General features: G+C 68.9%; 17 protein-coding genes and 2 riboswitches. Of the genes, 4 read left to right on the forward strand and 13 right to left on the reverse strand.

Translation table 11 applies throughout. The annotated features are described in order from the left end of the window. Window positions 1-173: 173 nt before the first annotated feature. The 3 genes from ABDJ40_RS23005 to ABDJ40_RS23015 are packed head-to-tail and all read right to left on the reverse strand — an operon-like array spanning window position 174 to window position 3667. Window positions 174-1124, reverse strand: a complete 951-nt coding sequence (locus ABDJ40_RS23005) for an MBL fold metallo-hydrolase (RefSeq protein WP_347613230.1) — start codon at window positions 1122-1124, stop codon at window positions 174-176. Between the two features lie 42 nt (window positions 1125-1166). Beyond that, complete coding sequence (locus ABDJ40_RS23010; protein ID WP_347613232.1) at window positions 1167-2888, reverse strand: long-chain-fatty-acid--CoA ligase; 1722 nt, start codon at window positions 2886-2888, stop codon at window positions 1167-1169. Between the two features lie 59 nt (window positions 2889-2947). Further along, window positions 2948-3667 carry a DUF8198 family protein gene (locus ABDJ40_RS23015; RefSeq protein ID WP_347613233.1) on the reverse strand — a complete coding sequence of 240 codons (720 nt, stop codon included), beginning with the start codon at window positions 3665-3667 and terminating at the stop codon, window positions 2948-2950. A gap of 110 nt (window positions 3668-3777) precedes the next feature. On the opposite strand from ABDJ40_RS23015, the gene ABDJ40_RS23020 reads away from it, so the two are divergent. Further along, the gene (locus tag ABDJ40_RS23020) at window positions 3778-4683 is read left to right on the forward strand and encodes an esterase/lipase family protein (protein ID WP_347613235.1); all 906 of its coding nucleotides are present in this window, start codon (window positions 3778-3780) and stop codon (window positions 4681-4683) included. A 116-nt stretch (window positions 4684-4799) separates the two neighbouring features. Here ABDJ40_RS23020 and hppD read toward each other — a convergent pair whose 3' ends face one another. Beyond that, on the reverse strand, window positions 4800-5924 hold the full coding sequence (hppD, locus tag ABDJ40_RS23025) for a 4-hydroxyphenylpyruvate dioxygenase (protein WP_347613238.1): 1125 nt from the start codon (window positions 5922-5924) through the stop codon (window positions 4800-4802). Window positions 5925-6046: 122 nt separating this feature from the next. Between hppD and ABDJ40_RS23030 the strand changes: the two genes are divergently transcribed. Beyond that, the gene (locus ABDJ40_RS23030) at window positions 6047-6529 is read left to right on the forward strand and encodes an Lrp/AsnC family transcriptional regulator (protein ID WP_347613240.1); all 483 of its coding nucleotides are present in this window, start codon (window positions 6047-6049) and stop codon (window positions 6527-6529) included. 28 nt (window positions 6530-6557) lie between these two features. On the opposite strand, the gene ABDJ40_RS23035 is transcribed toward ABDJ40_RS23030, so the two are convergent. The 7 genes from ABDJ40_RS23035 to ABDJ40_RS23065 all read right to left on the reverse strand — a co-directional run bounded on the left by ABDJ40_RS23035 (window position 6558) and on the right by ABDJ40_RS23065 (window position 13508). After that, complete coding sequence (locus ABDJ40_RS23035; RefSeq protein WP_347613241.1) at window positions 6558-7175, reverse strand: methyltransferase domain-containing protein; 618 nt, start codon at window positions 7173-7175, stop codon at window positions 6558-6560. 90 nt (window positions 7176-7265) lie between these two features. Next, a complete protein-coding gene (locus tag ABDJ40_RS23040; RefSeq protein WP_347613242.1) occupies window positions 7266-8021 on the reverse strand; it encodes an HDOD domain-containing protein in 756 nt (251 codons plus the stop codon). Between the two features lie 201 nt (window positions 8022-8222). Further along, window positions 8223-8480, reverse strand: a complete 258-nt coding sequence (locus tag ABDJ40_RS23045; RefSeq protein WP_347613243.1) for a hypothetical protein — start codon at window positions 8478-8480, stop codon at window positions 8223-8225. A gap of 48 nt (window positions 8481-8528) precedes the next feature. Next, on the reverse strand, window positions 8529-8720 hold the full coding sequence (locus ABDJ40_RS23050) for a hypothetical protein (RefSeq protein WP_269630501.1): 192 nt from the start codon (window positions 8718-8720) through the stop codon (window positions 8529-8531). Between the two features lie 649 nt (window positions 8721-9369). Beyond that, complete coding sequence (locus tag ABDJ40_RS23055) at window positions 9370-9912, reverse strand: hypothetical protein (protein WP_347613244.1); 543 nt, start codon at window positions 9910-9912, stop codon at window positions 9370-9372. Window positions 9913-10006: 94 nt separating this feature from the next. Next, on the reverse strand, window positions 10007-12106 hold the full coding sequence (gene fusA, locus ABDJ40_RS23060) for an elongation factor G (RefSeq protein ID WP_347613246.1): 2100 nt from the start codon (window positions 12104-12106) through the stop codon (window positions 10007-10009). Window positions 12107-12209: 103 nt separating this feature from the next. After that, window positions 12210-13508, reverse strand: a complete 1299-nt coding sequence (locus ABDJ40_RS23065; protein WP_347613247.1) for a D-amino acid dehydrogenase — start codon at window positions 13506-13508, stop codon at window positions 12210-12212. Window positions 13509-13610: 102 nt separating this feature from the next. Further along, window positions 13611-13729, reverse strand: a riboswitch (glycine riboswitch). A gap of 1 nt (window position 13730) precedes the next feature. Then, a riboswitch (glycine riboswitch) is annotated at window positions 13731-13834 on the reverse strand. 136 nt (window positions 13835-13970) lie between these two features. Here ABDJ40_RS23065 and ABDJ40_RS23070 point away from each other — a divergent pair. Further along, window positions 13971-14888 (forward strand): DUF2785 domain-containing protein, encoded by a 918-nt coding sequence (locus tag ABDJ40_RS23070; protein WP_347613248.1) that lies wholly within the window; start codon window positions 13971-13973, stop codon window positions 14886-14888. 74 nt (window positions 14889-14962) lie between these two features. Next, a complete protein-coding gene (locus ABDJ40_RS23075; protein WP_347613250.1) occupies window positions 14963-16174 on the forward strand; it encodes a PQQ-dependent sugar dehydrogenase in 1212 nt (403 codons plus the stop codon). Between the two features lie 12 nt (window positions 16175-16186). Here the strand turns inward: ABDJ40_RS23075 and ABDJ40_RS23080 are convergent, their stop codons facing one another. Both ABDJ40_RS23080 and ABDJ40_RS23085 read right to left on the reverse strand, forming a co-directional pair. Beyond that, on the reverse strand, window positions 16187-16666 hold the full coding sequence (locus tag ABDJ40_RS23080; RefSeq protein ID WP_347613251.1) for a GNAT family N-acetyltransferase: 480 nt from the start codon (window positions 16664-16666) through the stop codon (window positions 16187-16189). Then, complete coding sequence (locus ABDJ40_RS23085) at window positions 16663-17322, reverse strand: GNAT family N-acetyltransferase (protein WP_347613253.1); 660 nt, start codon at window positions 17320-17322, stop codon at window positions 16663-16665. The genes ABDJ40_RS23080 and ABDJ40_RS23085 overlap by 4 nt, the downstream gene beginning before the upstream one ends. Window positions 17323-17349: the final 27 nt, after the last annotated feature.

The following is a 17349-nucleotide window of genomic DNA, read 5'->3' on the forward strand; positions in this document are numbered from 1 at the left end:
AGGACAGTGAAACGAGTCAGCGCCGATGATAGTGCGGATTCCCGTGTGAAAGTAGGTCATCGTCAGGCTAATATCCCGCCAAACCCCCGGTCCCCAAAGGATCGGGGGTTTTGCTTTTGGGGCAAGGATTTTCGCAAGTGATGGCGATGAACTGAACGCTGTTGTCGCCAATTTCAGGCTTGCTGCTTCAGACGCACCGTCTGTGCATCCACCTGCAGTTGCCCCGACTTGCACAAACTCTCCACCAGGGTTCTTGTCCAAGCCTGCGCGTCCATTGACTCGTCGGGCGCCCCAGCCAGCGCCCGCAGCCTTTGCTGCACCGGCGTGCTTTCAATCCAGGTCCCCAAGGCCTCCCAGGACCGCTCCCGCCATTCGAGCAGGTGGTACATCACCAGCGCCTTGGCCGCATGCAGGGCATGGCGTATCGGTTCCGCGCGGAAGTAGGCGAGGCGGCTGCGAGCTTCCATGAGCGCGGTGCGCGTCTCAGTGAACTGAGCGCCATGGCCTGGCAGGACCAGAGCCGGCTGAAGCGCCTGGATGAGGTCCAGGGTCCGTTCGACCTCCGTGAAAGCCGCTCCCAATGCTGGGCCAGGTGCCAGTTCGGGGAAGACGATGCCAAAGCCCTTCTCCCACAGCGCATCGGCGGATATGAGGATGCCCTGTCTCGGTTCGAAGAGGATGACGGAGGCTGGGTCGTGGCCGGGTGCGGCATGGACGTCCCAGCGGCAGGGGCCATGCTCGATCTGCTGGCCCGGCAACAGCTGCTCGTGCGGCACAAAGCGCGCGCACTGTTGGCCCGTGTCATCGAAGCTCAGCCTCGACTCATCCCAGGCTTTGGCAGCCTCAAACTCGCCCGGAGGCATCCAGACCGGGCTGCCATGGCGGGCCTGCAAGGCGCCGTTGCCGCCGCAGTGGTCGGAGTGCAGATGCGTATTCAGCAGGGCGCGCGGCGCTTCATGACCCGCCCGGGCCAGATGCTGCGCCACCAGGGCCAGGCTTTGCGGCGCATGGGTGACATAGCCGGTGTCCACCACCAGCGGGCCGCGCAGATCGCCGCCCAGCAGCACCATGTTGGCGGAAAGCCAGCCGCGCTCGACAAAATCGATAGAGGCCGGCAGCTTCATACCCGCACGCCCCGGGCCAGTGCGAGGCAGTCCCGTGTGCGCTCAGCTGCGCAGTTCGCGCCTGAGGATCTTGCCGACATTGCTCTTGGGCAGTTCATCCCTGAATTCGATGTACTTGGGGCGCTTGTAGGCGGTCATCTGGGCGTGGCAGTACTGCGTCAGGTCTTCTTCGGCCAGGGCCGGGTCGCGCTTCACCACGAAGAGTTTCACGGCCTCGCCGGACTTGGCATCGGGCACGCCCACCGCCGCACATTCCAGGACGCCCGGATGCAGACTGACCACCTGCTCGATCTCCGTCGGATAGACGTTGAACCCCGAGACCAGGATCATGTCCTTCTTGCGGTCGACGATACGCACGAAGCCTTGCTCGTCCATGACGCCAATGTCGCCGCTCTTGAAGAAGCCATCCGGCCAGAAGACCTGGGCCGTTTCGTCCGGTCGGTTCCAGTAGCCGACCATCACCTGCGGGCCGCGGATGCAGATCTCGCCTCGCTCCCCCAGTGGCAGGTCGCGCCCTTCGTCGTCGCGGATGGCAATCTCCGTATTCGGAATGGGCAGCCCGATGGCGCCCGTGAACTCGCGCACATCCAGGCGGTTCACGGTAGCGACGGGAGAGGTCTCGGAGAGACCATAGCCCTCGACCACCGGGCAGCCGGTGATGCGCAACCATTTCTCGGCCGTCGCCTGCTGGACGGCCATGCCGCCGCCGTTGGAGATCACCAGCTCCGAGAAGTCCAGCCGCGCGAAGGCCGGTTCATTGGCCAGCGCGTTGAACAGCGTATTGACGGCGGGGAACATATGCACCCGGTACTGCTGCAGCGTGCGGATGAAGCCGGGGATGTCCCGCGGATTGGTGATCAGCAAGTTCAGCATCCCCTGTCTTGCTCCCAGCATGTAGCAGGCCGTCAGGGCGAAGATGTGATACAGCGGCAATGCGCAGACCACAGTCAGCTGCTTGCCCGCGACACGCTGCAGCATGGGCTGGAACCACGCTTCGCTTTGCAGGATGTTGGCCAGCACCTGGCGATGCTGGAGCGTGGCCCCCTTGGATACGCCCGTGGTGCCGCCGGTGTACTGGAGAAAGGCCACGTCGTCGCCCGTGAGGCTCACCGGCTGCAATGCCCGGCTCCGGCCGCGGGTGATGGCCGCATTGAATCGAAGCGCAGAGCGGCCTTCGCCCAGCGGCAGCCGGAACTCCTTCACCATCTTCTTCAGATGCCGGACCGCGAAGTTCACCACGGGGCCGCGCCACCAGCCGAGCAGGTCGCCCAGGGAGGCGAGCACCACATGCCGCACCGGTGAGTCGTTGATGACTTCCTCCAGCGTGGCAGCGAAGTTCTCCAGCACGATGATGGCTTCGGCGCCGCTGTCCTTGAGCTGGTGCACCAGTTCGCGCGGCGTGTACAGCGGGTTGACGTTCACCACGATGCAGCCGGCCCGCAGGATGCCGGCAATGGCCACCATGTACTGCAGCACGTTGGGCATCATGATGGCCACGCGGGCGCCCTTGGGCAGGCCCAGGCCCTGCAGATAGCTGGCCAGCGCACGGGACATCTCGTCAAGCTGCCGGTAGCTCAGCCGCTGATCCATGCAGACGGCGGCGTCGCGGTCTGCATAGGTCCTGAAGGCTTCCTCCAGCAGCTCGACGAGAGAGCCGTAGGTGTCCACCGCGATCTCGGCAGGCACGTCACGGGGATAGGACTTCAACCAGGGCTTGTCCCTGGATGTCGGCAGCTTGCCGGGGGACTCGAGCACGGCACTCATGGCGGACGACTCTCCTTGCTGGGGCTTCGACGCATGGTGAGTGGCGCTTCGCCCCGCGCCTACGGGAGTTGCCCTAGCCTTCCGTCGCTTGGGAGACAGTCCGTCCCGGGCGGGACAGGCGCGTCAAACAGGGCCGACGCCAGCGCCTGCTCGCGCTCGCGCACGGTGCCCAGGAAGTCCTCCGCGCCGCGCATCGCCTTGAAGGTGTCGAAGCCTTGCTCCAGGAAGTGCTGCAGCTCGGCCAGCCCTGCGGCCGCTGCTGGCCCGCGCATCATGCGCAAGGCCTGGCGCAGCAGGGGCTTGCGGGTGAGCTGGTCCAGCGAAACGCCCACAGCCAGCGTGAGCTCGATCTGCTCCTGGCGGCGAGCGGGCTGGCCGACCGCCTGCCAGGCCTGCACATAGCGCAGCGCCGTCACCGGCGTCCCGATCAGCTCATGCGCCATCTCGCCATCCAGCCGCTCGGACAGGGCATGCAGCTCGGCCAGGTGCGACACCGTCTGCACTACTTGCTCAGGGAAGAGCCGGACCAACGCGGGCACCACACGTGCGAACTGGGCATCGCGGCTGGAGAAGTCGCCGGGCCCATACAGTTCCTCGAGGAAGAAGCGCGCCGCCGAGGCATAGCGTGGTGAAGCGAGCAGGTCCGCATAGGTGCGTGCGAAGCGCTCCTGCTGGAACTGCTTGAGTGCCTGGACGCAGGCGTTCAATGCGGGATCGGCCAGCCGTCGCTGGCGTTCCAGCTCGACCATCTGCAAGTGCTGAAGGATGCGCGTTTCCAAGGGCGATGCCTGCTGGCTAGGGTCCGTGCCTGGGCAGGATTGTCCGCCTACACTGGCGCCGCTTCGCTGGAGCGGAGACTCGAATGACGCACAGGAAGGGCCGCTTGACGATGAGCAATGCGAGACAACAACAACTGGTGCTGGCGCTGCGACTGCTGCTGGGCCTGTTGCTGGGCGCCTGGGGTGGATTGCACTGGGGCCTGCAGGGCGCCGTGCTGATGACCTGGACGGGCCTGTTCGGCTGGACGCTGCTGGTGCTGCCCGTCTTCCTGCTGCTGAGGCGCCTGCCACGGCCGGAGGGCCAGCCTCGGCCCACGGTGGCCCAGTGCCTGCGCGCCGCGGGGCTGGAGTGGTGGGCTTACGAGAAGGTCTTTTCTTGGCATCAGCCTTTTGGCGAATGGCGCCATCCCGATCGTTGTGACGCTGGCTACCGAGGCCGCCGCGGCGTGCTGCTGCTGCATGGCTTCCGCTGCAACCGGGGCCTGTGGCAGCACTGGGCGAGGCAGCTGGACGCGCAGGGCATCCCGCATGTCTCCCTGAGCCTCGATCCGCCCTTTGCCAGCATCGATGCCTATGCTGAGCAGGTCGAGGCCGCCATCCGGCGCCTGGAGCAGGCCACCGGCCTGCCGCCTCTCGTGGTGGCCCACAGCATGGGCGGACTGGCCCTGCGCGCCTGGCGGCGGGCGATGAAGGCGGCACCCGGGCGCCTGCACCACGTGATCACGCTGGGCACCCCGCACGCCGGCACGCTGATGGCCCAGCTTTCCGGCGCGCCCAATGCGCGTCAGATGCGTGCCCGCTCGCCCTGGCTCCAGGCCCTGGCAGAGAGTGAATCCGCCGACTGGTGGCGGCGCTTCACCTGCGTCTACAGCTGCTGTGACCAGGTGGTCTGCCCTTCGGGGCTGGCCTTGCTGCCCGAGGCGCAGACGCTGGTGGTGCCGGCAAGCGGGCATCTCCAGCTGGTGTTCGAGCCGTCAGTGATGGCGCTGGTGCTGCAGCGCCTGCGGGCGGACTGATGCGCCGCCTCCAGCAATGACAAGGCCCGGGCGATGCCGGGCCTTTAATTTCAGCGCGAACTTCGGAGCGGTCTGCGCCGAGGCCTCCATGGACCCCGGCGCAGGCCTGTGCTCGATCAGGCCTCGGCCTTCAGCACGCCGCGGCGGATCTGGTCGAGTTCGATGCTCTCGAACAGGGCCTGGAAGTTGCCTTCGCCGAAGCCCTCGTTGCCCTTGCGCTGGATGATCTCGAAGAAGATCGGGCCGATCACTTCCTTGGTGAAGATCTGCAGCAGCAATTCGTTGGGCGCGCCCTGGTGGGTGGCGCCGTCGATCAGGATGCGCAGGCGCCTGAGCTCGGCCATGTTCTCGCCATGGGCGGGCAGGCGCTTGTCGACCAGGTCGTAATAGGTCTCGATGGTGTCCTGGAACTCGACACCCGTGGACTTCATGCCCTCGACCGACTTGTAGATCTGGTTGGTGCCCAGGGCCACGTGCTGGATGCCCTCGCCGTGGTAGAGGTCCAGGTATTCGGCGATCTGGCTCTTGTCGTCGCTGCTTTCGTTGATGGGGATGCGGATCTTGCCGCAAGGGCTCGTCATGGCCTTGGACTTCAGGCCGGTCAGCTTGCCCTCGATGTCGAAGTAGCGGACCTCGCGGAAGTTGAACAGCCGCTCATAGAAGTCCGCCCATTCCTTCATGCGGCCACGGAAGACGTTGTGCGTCAGGTGGTCGATGTAGGTGAGGCCGTGGCCTTCCGGATTGGAATCCACGGGCTGGCCGGCGGCGTCCAGCAGCGGCACGAAGTCCACGTCATAGATGCTGATGTTGCCGATGGCGCCGGGCTGGGCGCCATCCTTGCCCTGCCAACGGTCGACCAGGTAGATCAGCGAGTCGCCGATGCCCTTGATGGCCGGGATGTTGAGCTCCATCGGGCCGGTCTTGTTGTCAAAGCCCCACGCACCCAGCTCCAGCGCGCGCTGGTAGGCGAAGGCGGCATCCTTGACGCGGAAGGCGATGGCGCAGATCGACGGGCCGTGCAGGCGGGCAAAGCGCTGGGCAAAGGCGTCCGTCTCGGCATTGATGATGAAGTTCACGCCGCCCTGGCGGAACAGGGTGACGTTCTTCTGGCGGTGCTTGGCCACGGCCTTGAAGCCCATGGTCTCGAAAAGCTTGCCCAGGGCGGCGGGATCGGGGGCGGCGAATTCAATGAACTCGAAACCGTCGGTGCCCATGGGGTTGTCCCAGGGAGTAAAGGCCATACACGTCTCCAGGCGGAAAGTTTTGCGATAGCGCAAAACTGTACGAGGATGGGGCCGCAGGATTCATGCGATCTTGTGGACGTCACCAAAGGGGTGTGCAGGAAAGCTGCAAGAATCTTGATATGGACAAGGAAAGTCAGCTCGACGCCATCGACCGGCGCATTTTGAGGGCGCTGCAGGTCGATGGCCGCGTCACCTACGATGCCCTGGCGTCACAGGTCAACCTCTCGGCCTCGGCCGTGCTGAGGCGGGTCCGCCGGCTGGAGGAGATCGGCGTCATCTCGGCCTATGTGGCCCTGGTGAATCCGGAGGCCGTCGGCCTGGGGCTCACGGCCTACATCAATGTGCGGCTCGAAAAGCACACCGAATCGCACAAGCGCAACCCGATGGACCTCTTCCGCGCCGCGGTGCAGACGTGGCCGGAAGTCGTCGAATGCTCGGCGCTGACGGGTGACATGGACTACCTGCTGCGTGTGCTGGTGGAAGACATGGCGCACTACGCGCGCTTCATCACCGAGACGCTGCTCAAGCATCCCAGCGTGCAGGACTGCAAGACCAGCTTCGTGCTGGACCGGCTCAAGAACACGACGGCCCTGCCGCTGTGAGCCACGCCCGGGCCCTCGCCCGAGGGCCTCAGCGGCGGCGCAGTGCGAGGGCCAGCTCCTGCCAGCCCTGCGCATGCGCGATGGCGGTATAGGGCGGCGCAGGCCATTCCCACAGCGTGGCGGGAAACAGGGCGCGCATGGCGTTGATGTCGCAGTGATAAGGCGGGCCTTCGACCAGGCCTTGCGCAGCGGATTCACGCCTGGCCTGCATGAACAGGGCCAGCAGCAGGCCACCGGGCGGCAGCCAGCGGGCCAGTTGGGCCGCATAGACCTGCCAATGGTCGGGATGCAGGGCACACAGGCAGGTCTGCTCGTAGACCACCCCGGGGCGTGCGTCCTCCGGCGGCTGCCATTGCAGCACATCGGCCTCCTCGACATCGGCGCCCAGGCCGGCTTCCAGCAGGCCCTGGCGGGCGCGAGCGACGGCCGCTGGGGCGTAGTCGAGGCCACGGGCGATCAGCCCGTGCCGGGCCAGTGACTGCAGCTCGTGCCCATTGCCACAGCCCGGCACCAGCACGCGCTGGCCTGGGCGCAGTACACCGGCATCGAGCCAGGCCTGCAACTGGGGGTGAGGTGCGCCGCGATCCCAGGGCGTCTGCCCTTGTTCGAAGCGTTGCTGCCAGAAGTCTTGGGTAGGGCCGGCCATGGCCCGCATCATAGGCTGGGCGATGGTGGCGGGCGAGGGCGCCTTGACGCGCCGAGGCCAACCGAGGGCCGCCCGGCCCCACCGAAGGCGTCAGCGGACGTCCAGCTCGTGCAGCAGCTTGAGCGTGTGCGTCGGGCCCAGCGTGAGCAGCTCGCCGATCTCGCGGAGGTCGTCGGGGACGGCGGGGTTCTCCCAGCTGTCCGCGGTGTGTCGGGCCAGGCGCACAGCGAGGCGCACGCACTGGACCTGCGGATCATGCCCGCGCTTGTCGTCGGTGCAGTGGGTCAGCAGCTCGGGCAGGCGCCAGGCCCGCATGAGGCTCTGCTCCAGGTCCCCCAACTCGATATTGAGCACTTCCTTCTGTGCGGTCACGCTGCGTGTGCCGGGCTGCGAGGCCATGCGCCATTGGACCTTCTGGGCGAGGTCCGGGGCGTGGCACCACAGCAGCATCTCTGCGAAGTCGTGCAGCAGGGCTGCGCTGTGGATGATGGCGGCGTCCGGGTCCAGCCGGTGGGCGGCGAAGCCCAGGGCAAAGCGCGCCGCGCGGTCGGCGCGTCGCATCACCCGCATCAGGCCGCCATAGGCCACGGGCAGGTGGGCGAGGCGGTCCTCGACGGTGGGCTGGGGGCCGAAGTACTTGAAGAAGGGCGTGATGCCCATCAACACCAGCGCTGCGGTCACCGTCTCGGCATCGGCCAGCAGGCGGCTGGACCGATGGGCCGAGGCGAAGCGCAGCACCTTGAGCGTCATCAGCGGGTCGGTGGCCAGGCCTTCGCCGATGCTGTTGGCATCGACGGCGTCCTCGTTAGCACGCCAGAGCTCGAGCTGTTCGGCTGTCGATGCCAAGACAGGGATCTCCGCCTCCCGGAAAAACGCAGTCCAGCGATTCAAGTCCAGGAAGGGCTTGCTCAGTGGAGTGAACGGCTGGGGGGGCGGGGTGCTCATCGCAGGCCATAGCGTAGGCGCTTTTGTCGAGTATCGGCAATGCCGTGCCCAACTTGAGCGCCAGGCTCCCGACTGCCAGCAGCAAAGTGAGGAAAAATCGTCTCATCGGATCCTCCCTTCGCCCGGCCAGCCGCCGAGGCGTTCGCCGTCGAAGCGGACGCTGCCGATGGGGTCCCCGGCGCGGCGGCGCGGCAGGGCCTCGGTGGCGGCTTCTTCCGTGGCTTGCTCGGCCGTCTCAACACGGCTTTCGGATGCAGCGGGGGCGCTGAGCCAGCGCATCAGGCGCAGGGACAGGGCTGCCAGGACGTCGCTGCTGGTACTGACGATGCCGAAGCGCGTCGTCTTGATGATCTTTTGCATGATGGTGCTCCCTCGGGCCTCGCGCCGGCAGGCGGCGAGGCTTGCGATTCACGGACTGCGCTCGTCTGGGCGCAGACGGCGGATTTCCAGGGCCAGGTCTTGCTTGGCGCGCTGGCGTTCGGCGGCGCGTTGGGCCTGGTGGCGGCCGGCCTGCCGCAGCAGGGCCGGCGCCACCAGGGGATTGCGCGGTTTTCGGCCCTGCAGCGTCAGCTGCGGGCGAGGGGCGGTGAACTGGGACATGTCGCTCTCCTTGGCGCCTCCCGGGTTCGTCGGGCCGGCGCAGGCAATGAAGGGTTGATCGGACGATGCACAGGCGGCGCCGGGCCGGTGGACGGATCCACCCGCAGGCTGGCCCGGCACGGGACCGGTCTCAAGTCAGGGCATGGCGGCAGGGACGCTTGCGCAGGCGGTGGTTCGAAGCCACGCGCAGGGCGGCAGGCCGCAGGGCACAGGCAGGCGCTGGCACATCAGGGCGCTGGGTGCGCCCGGGGGCCTTGAGCAAGCCGGCGTCGGCCCGGGTTCGGCGGTGACGCGTGGCTGGCATGGCCCTGATGACCAGGGTCAGGTGAGGTTGCTGGTGCTCACCGAGGCGGCGTCACCCTGGCACTGCAGGGGCGGGGTGACGCGCGGTGGTGAGGAACTCATCGCGGTGAACCCGTCCGCGACTTGCGCAAATGATAAACGATTGATTATCTTGCGCAAGCGCTTTTTATCTCTGATGCAAAGCAATCCCAAGCGCCGTGCGAAGCTCGCGCGGCGCGTGCGATGTGCGCGCCAGGCGCGGGAAGCGCCTGGGCATGGGCCTTGTACGGGGGCGGGGGAGCGGGCGGCAGCGGCCCCGAGAGAAAGCGCGCCGGCCGTGGCCGGGCGCTGGCACCGCTGTCCCTGATTAACGCTTCTTGGGCTTGAGCGGGGCGATGCCCTGCTGGAGTCGGCGCCAGTCGTCCAGATCGCTGGCGTGCGACGCCGCCGAAGCGGGCGCGGCGGGCGGCCTGGCGGCCGAGCTGCGCGCCCCCGTGCCGGCGGCAGGATGCACCACCGGGGCGGGCGCCGGGCTCTCCGGCGGCGTCAGCACCTCGCCCAGCAGGTCCAGCAGGCGCGTGCGGGCGCGCTGGGGATGGCGGCGATAGTAGGTCAGCACCAGGCCGATGATGAAGCGTTCGTCGTCATCGCGGGGCAGGGCAGGTTCGGTGTCGCCCGCGGGCGCCGGGGCCTGGCCGTGCTCCAGGTCCATCCAGCCGGGCGGCTTGTGGCACAGCTGCTCGAACTGCCGGGCCAGGCGTTCGCCGATCTGGCGCGAACGGCTCTTGATCTGGCTCCAGTAGCTGGGCTGGATCTGCAAGCGCTCCGCGAAACGCCGCTCCAGGCCGCGCAGAGCGGCGGCATCGGGGTGCTTGATGGTGGCGGCGACGAACTCTTCAAACAGGATCATCGCGTTGTCCAGACGGACCTGAGCGACGTCCCGGGCAGCGGAACACATCCCGCAATGATAAAGCCTTGTTCACTCAAGCCCGGTGTGATTGTCCTCACTCGTCCTCGTCGTGCGGCTTGTGGGCCGCCACCAGCTGCGCCTGCATATTGGGTGGTACCAGCTCGTAGTGCGAGAGGCTGATGGTGTAGCGGCCCTGGCCGCTGGTCAGGGCATTGAGCCGCGTCTGGTAGCTGACGAGCTCGGCCAGCGGGGCCAGGCCCTGGATGCTGATGCTGCCCGGCACCGGATTGCCCGTGCCCAGCACCTGCCCGCGCCGCGAGGCCAGGTCGCCGGTGATGTCCCCCATGGTGGCGGCGGGGGCGAGGATCTCCACCTGCACGATGGGTTCCAGCACTTGCGGGCGGGCCTCCAGCACGGCGGCCATCAGGGCCTTGCGCCCGGCGGTCACGAAGGCGATTTCCTTGGAGTCCACCGAGTGGTGCTTGCCGTCGAACACCACCACCCGCAGGTCCACCAGCGGGAAGCCGGCGATCACGCCCTGGGCCAGGGCCTGGCGCACACCCTTCTCGACGGCGGGCATGAAGACACCGGGGATGGTGCCGCCCTTGACCTCGTCGCGGAATTCGAAGCCGGCGCCTCGCTCCAGGGGCTCGATGCGCAGCCACACCTCGCCGAACTGTCCGGCGCCGCCGCTCTGCTTCTTGTGGCGGTAATGGCCCTCGGAGGGCGAGGAGATGGTCTCCCGGTAGGCCACGCGTGGCGGCTGCGTCTGCACCTCGCCCTTGTAGGTCTCGCGCAGGCGCTCCAGCAGCACGCGCAGATGCAGTTCGCCCAGGCCGTAGACGAGGGTCTCGTTGGTCTGGGCGGCATGTTCCAGGCGCAGGCAGGGATCTTCGTCGACCAGGCGGCGCAGCTGGTCCCACAGGCGTTGCTCGTCGCCATGCCGGGCAGGGCTGATCGCCAGGCCGTGCACCGGCTCGGGGAATTGCAGCGGGGCCAGGTGCAGGTGTTCGTCTTCGGGCGCGTCGTGCAGCACGGCGTCGTAGTGCAGCTCGTCGATCTTGGCCACGGCGCAGAGGTCGCCCGGAAGGGCCTGCTCCACCTCCACATGCTCCTTGCCGCGCAGCATGAAGAGATGGCTGACGCGCACCGGCTTGCGTGCATGGCCCACATAGAGCTGGGCATTGCGTTTCAGCGTGCCCTGATGGACGCGCAGCAGGGCCAGCTTGCCGAGGTAGGGGTCGGCCTGGATCTTGAAGACGTGGGCCAGCACGTGGCGGTCTGCATCGGGCAGGGGTTTCAGCGGGCGGGCGTCGGCGCCCTCGCCCTCCAGGAACTGCGGCGGGTTGGCCTCGCCCGGGTGAGGCAGCAGGCGCGCGATGGCGTCCAGCAGCTCGGGCACGCCCACGCCGGACTTCGCCGCGGTGAAGCACACGGGGATGAGGTGGCCCTCGCGCAGGGCCTGCTCCAGGGGCGCATGCAGCTCGCTGGCGGGGACGTCGCCTTCGTTGAGGTAGCGCTCGACGAAGTCACCGTCGACCTCCACCACCTGTTCCACCAAGGCCCGATGGGCCTCGGCCACGGAGCCGAAGTCGCTGTCGCCGTCGCGCTGGAAAAAGCAGTCCGAGACCCGCGTGCCGCCGCCGGCCGGCAGGTTCAGCGGCAGGCATTCCTTGCCCAGGCGCTCCTGCAGCAGGGCCAGCAGGCCGGGGAGGTCGACCTCCGGGGCGTCGATCTTGTTGATCACGACCAGGCGCGTGCGCTCGCGCTGGGCCGCGACCTCCATCAGCCGCGTGGCCATCAGCTCCAGTCCAGCCTGCGCATTGAGCACCAGCACGGCGCTCTCCACGGCTTCCAGCGCGGGGAGGGCCTGGCCGATGAAGTCCGGCGCGCCCGGGGTGTCCAGCACATGCAGGCGCAGGCCCTGCCAGTCGAGGTGGACGGCGCTGGTCTGCAGCGAATGCTGCATGCGGCGCTCCAGGGCTTCGTGGTCACTGACCGTGTTGCCCTTCTCGACGGATCCTGCCTGCTTGATGGCGCCCGCCTGCAGCAGCAGGGCCTCGCACAAGGTGGTCTTGCCGCTGCCTGCGGGGCCGACCAGGGCCAGGGTGCGCAGGCTCTGCAGGCGGGAATCCTGCGCGCTGCCGGACAGGCCGGAGGCAGCGCCTCCTGCGGACGAAGGGCTGGAGGCCATAGGCGTGCTCCTTGAGGTCGGGACCGATGCACAAATGCCGTGGCCTGAGCCTAGGGCAAGGCATGGCCCCGCACAAGGGGGCGTGCGCAAGACCTGACGTCGTTCAGGCGTAGCGCAGCTCGCCGTCTTCCAGCTGCTCCTGCGTGGCTGCGGTGAAGGCGTAGTCCAGGACGGGCCGCCGGCCGCTGACGATGTCCGCAATGGCCGCCGCCGAGCCGCAGGCATGGGTCCAGCCCAGGGTGCCGTGCCCGGTGTTGAGGTAGACGTTGGGCACGTGGCTGGCGCCGATATAGGGCAGGTTGGACGGCGTGGCGGGCCGCAGGCCGGTCCAGAACTGCGCGCCGCGGCCGTCGGTCATGGAGGGGAAGAGCTCGCGCGTGCGACGCACGATGGCCTCGCAGCGGGTGAGGTTCAGCTCGGTGCTGTAGCCGTTGAGCTCGGCCGTGCCGGCAATGCGCAGGCGGTCGCCCAGGCGCGAGAAGACCAGCTTGTACTCGTCGTCCGTCAGAGAGACCTGGTAGCTGTGCTCGGGCGAGATCACCGGCAGCGTCACCGAGTAGCCCTTGGCCGGGTAGATGTTGAGATGGATGCCCAGCTCGCGTGCCAGGCCGCGGCTGAAGCTGCCCATGCACAGCACGAAGCGGTCGGCGGCCAGGCGCTGCACCACGCCGTTCGCATCGGCGCAGATCACGCGGCTGATGCCGGACTCGCGGCTGCCTTCCAGGCCCAGGATGCGGGTGTCGTAGGCGAAGCGCACGCCGGCTTCCGCACAGCGGGCGGCCAGGGCCTGGGTGAAGCGGTGGGCGTCGCCGGACTCGTCGCTGGGCGTCATCGAACCGCCGACGATCTGCTGCCGGCACTGGGCCAGCGCGGGCTCGATGGCCACGCATTCGTCGGGCGTCTTCATGTCCAGCTCGCAGCCCTGCTCGCGCATGATGCGGGCCGGCTCCTGCGCCGCCTCGTACTCGGCCTCGCTGGTGTAGAAGTGCAGGATGCCCTGGGTGCGCTGGTCGTATTGCAGGCCCAGTTGGCCGCGCAGCTCGCGCAGTTGCTCGCGGCTGTAGAGGCCCAGCTTGACGATGTTGCGGATGTTGTGCGCCGTGCGGCCCTGCGTGCACTCGCGCAGGAACTGCAGGCCCCAGCGCCACTGGGCCAGGTCCGCGCGCAGGCGGAAGAGCAGGGGGGCGTCCTCCTTCATGAGCCACTTGAGCACCTTCAGCGGTGCGCCGGGATTGGCCCAGGGCTCGGCATGGGAGACGGAGATCTGCCCGCCATTGGCGTAGCTGGTCTCCAGGCCGGCTGCGGGCTGGCGGTCGATGACGGTGACTTCGTGGCCGGCCCGGCGGAGATACCAGGCGGTGCTGATGCCGGTGACGCCGGCGCCCAGGACGATGACATGCATGCGGAACTCTCGATGAACTGAGGGTTGAACGCGCAGGCGTGCGTGACTCGGGCGTGAGGGGCAGAAAAAACCCCGGGCCAAAGAGAGCGTGCGCCTGTGCGCGCCGCTCCCGCTGTCCTCGGTACCTGAGAGATTCAGCCGCTGGACTTCAGGGTCTGCGGCCTTGCTCCTTCGGCGGAAGCCGGGCTCGGAGCCTGGCCTCACTCTCCAGCATTCGGCTTGATGACGGATCCAGTACGGGGCCTGAGCGAGTATGGGAGCTTGCGCCTTCGGCGGCAGGCCCGCATGAACATGGCATGGGGTCTGCACTCTCCTGAATCCGACGCGCAGTGTACGTGGCCGGGGCGGCCGTCGGCAAGCGGGCCGCCTGCGCCAGCGGTCTCCCATGGCTTTGTGCACGGCGGGCAAGTCCGGTGGCGCGGGAGCCGAGGCGCGCCCAAGATGCGCGCCAAGGAGGTCCGCATGGGACGCACTGCAAAAGTCTGCATCGGAGGCCGGACCTGGGCTGGCCTGGCCCTGATGGCGGCGTTCGTGGCCCCGGCTGCGGCGGATTGCCCGCCGTCCTTGGAGGGCCAGGTCCAGCAGGCCGCGCAGCTGCGTGCCTGGACGCAGGACGCCGCGCGCCCGGCGGCGCCCTTCCAGCGAGTGGCGCTCTCTCTGGCCGACTGTCTGTCCTCGCCCGATCCCGCCTTGCGTGACGAGCTGGGCTTCGAGCTGCTTTCCGCCTGGATGCGCGCCGGCCGGCTCACCCCTGAAACCCTGCGCCTGCTGCGCGATCGCTGGCTGTCCGTGCTGCAGGCGCCGCCGGACGCTCCGGGGTTTCACGCGCCCTTTGCGGCGCTGGCGCTGTCCGAGGTCGCCCGTGTCGATCGCGTCCAGCCCTTTCTGCAGCCTGCCGAGCGCGAGGCCCTGCTGGTGGCAGGCGCTTCCTGGCTGCGGCAATGGCGCGACTACCGCGCGCATGACGACCGCGAGGGCTGGCGCCATGGGGTGGCCCACGGCGCCGATCTGCTGATGCAGCTGGCCCTGAACCCCGCCGTGGATGCGGACGGCGCGGCCCTCATGCTGGCCTCGCTGGGCGCCCAGGTGCTGGCCCAGGGGCAGGTCGCCTACCAGCATGGCGAGGGCGAGCGCCTGGCGCGGGCCGCGCGCTTTGCCCTGGCGCGCAGTGCCTGGTCGGCGGAGCAGGTGAAGGCCTGGCTGCTGACGGTGCTGGAGCCCGCTCGCGGCGGCAGCTGGGATGCCCGCCGCCTGCGCCTGGCGCACAACGCCCGCCAGTTCCTGTGGCCGCTTTATGTGGCCCTGCAGGAGCAACCCGATGCCGGCCTGCGCGAGCGCGCGCTGCCCGCGGTGCGCCAGGCGCTGGCGTCCTTGGACTGAGGCCGCCACAGCTTCTTACAACGGGGACGCCGGCAAGCTCCTAGACTGCCTGCATCCACGACGGGAGATGGCGCATGGCAGCTTGGCATCGAAGCTCGGGAGCCCTGATGGTGGCGGCCCTGGTGGCGTGCGGAGGGGGCGGCGGTGACTCAAGCGCCAGCGCCACACCGACACCCACGCCGACACCAACACCCACGCCGACACCAACACCCACGCCGACACCGACACCAACGCCGAGCCCCACTCCCCAGCTCGCCACGCTCCGCACGGACCTGGGCAACCCATGGTCCCTGGCCGTGCTGCCGGACGGGCGCCTGCTGGTGACCCAGCGCAGCGGCGGCCTGCTGAGGCTCAGCGCCGACGCGCGCCAGAAGGAGGTCATCAGCGGCGCACCAGCGGTGGACTCGGCGGGGCAGGGCGGCCTGCTGGACCTGGCCCTCGACCCCGACTTCAGCCAGAACGGCCTCGTCTACCTGAGCTTCAGCGAACCGGGCAGTGGCAGCGAGGCGGGGCGCAGCGGCACGGCGGTCTTCAAGGCCCGGCTGCAGGGCACGGCCCTGGTGGAGGGGCAGGTGATCTTTCGCCAGAGCCCCAAGGTCAGCGGCTCCGGGCACTACGGCTCCCGCCTGGTCTTTGCCCGCGACAAGACCCTCTTCGTGACCCTGGGCGAGCGCCAGCAGGGCAGCCCCGCTCAGGACCTGGGCAAGACCTTGGGCAAGGTGGTGCGCATCAACCGCGATGGCGGCCTTCCGGCCGACAACCCTGCGCTCGGCCCAGTCGCCGCGCCGGGCATCTATTCGCTGGGCCACCGCAATCCGCAGGGCGCCGCGCTGCATCCGCAGACGGGCGAGCTCTGGGTCAGCGAGCACGGGCCGCAGGGCGGTGACGAGATCAACCGCATTGCGCCCGGCGGCAACTACGGCTGGCCGGTGCGCAGCTATGGCTGCAACTACGGTGATCCGGTGGGGGACGCCTGCCGCATCGGTGGCGGCACGCATGCGCCGGCCTATGTCGAGCCCCTGACCTTCTGGGTGCCGACCTCCATCGCGCCAGCCGGCCTGCTGTTCTACACCGGCAGCATGTTCCCCGAGTGGCAGGGGCAGCTCTTCTCCGGCAGCCTGGCGGGCCAGGCGCTGTGGCGATTGAAGCTGGCCGGCAACACGGTGCAGGAGCGCAGCGCGATGTATGCCGACCTCGGGGAGCGCATCCGCGACGTCAGGCAGGCGCCCGACGGCGCGCTGCTGATGCTCACCGACAGCGGCCGGCTGCTGCGCGTCTTCCGCTGAGGCGCGAGGCGCTCACAGGGCGAGGCCGAGGCAGGCGGCGTCCGCGCGGCCCGCATAGTGGCCGTAGCCGGGGATCTCCGTGAAGCCCTGGTGCTGGTAGAAGGCCAGGGCGCGGGCGTTGACGCGCCGGGTCTCCAGCCAGACGCGCCGATAGCCCAGGCGGCGGGCCTCGTCCAGCAGGGCGGCCAGCAGGGCCGCACCCAGGCCTTGGCCGCGGGCCCGGGCATACATGCGCTTGATCTCGGCCGTTCCGGGCAGCCCCTCAGGGAGCGGGCGCAGGGCGCCACAGCCCTGGGCCTGCCCTTGCCCGTCCCGGGCCACCAGGAAGGCGCAGCCCGTCGACTGCATCCGCGACGGATCGAAGCGGGCGGCGCCGCTGTCGCCGCTGAGCGCGGCGAGCAGGGCGTTCAGCTCGTCCATCAAGGCGGCGGCGTCCTCGCTGCGGGCGTCGCAAGGCTCGATGCGCCAGCGGGGCGCCGCGATGCCGCTCACAGGGTCTTGTACAGCAGGGCGGCCGAATGCAGCCGGCCTTCGGCGCAGACGCTGTGCCCGGGGATGGCGCCGGCGCGCTGCCAGCCCAGATGGGTGTAGACGGCCTCGGCCTGGGAGTCCGCGGGCGCTTCCAGCACCAGCAGCCGGCGGCCCTGGCGCAGGGCCGTGCACTCCAGCGTCGCCATCAGCTGGCTGGCGATGCCCCGGCCGCGTTCCTGGCTGTGCACCATGAGGCGCTGCACCTCCCCGCGGTGGTGCGCGTTGGAGGGCTGGGGCAGGGCCAGCTGCACCGCACCCTGCAGCGGGCCATGGCCATCTCCCTCGCAGGCGATCCAGAGGTGGTGGTGGCTGCCCAGGCGCGCGTAGACGCTGTGCCAGTAGTCCATGGCCTGGTAGCGGGACAAGGGGGCCAGGAAGCCCAGCGAGGCGCCGTGGTGCACGCTGTCGATCAGGAGGTCCGCCAGGGCCGGCAGCCATTGCAGGTCCCGCGAACCCAGCGCCCGCACCTGCACCGCGCCGCGCTTGCGTGCCTGCCCGACCACGCGCAAGCGGGCGGCGCCAGCGCCCTGCGGCTGGGCCGGCGGTGCCTGCAGGGGGGCGACGGAAGAGGAGAGTGCGGCCGGGGTGTAGGCAAAGGGGGCGTCAAAGGCTTGCATGGTGCTGCGCTCCTGTGTTCAGGTCGG

The organism is Roseateles flavus (assembly GCF_039872765.1).
Lineage (GTDB): Bacteria > Pseudomonadota > Gammaproteobacteria > Burkholderiales > Burkholderiaceae_C > Roseateles_B > Roseateles_B flavus.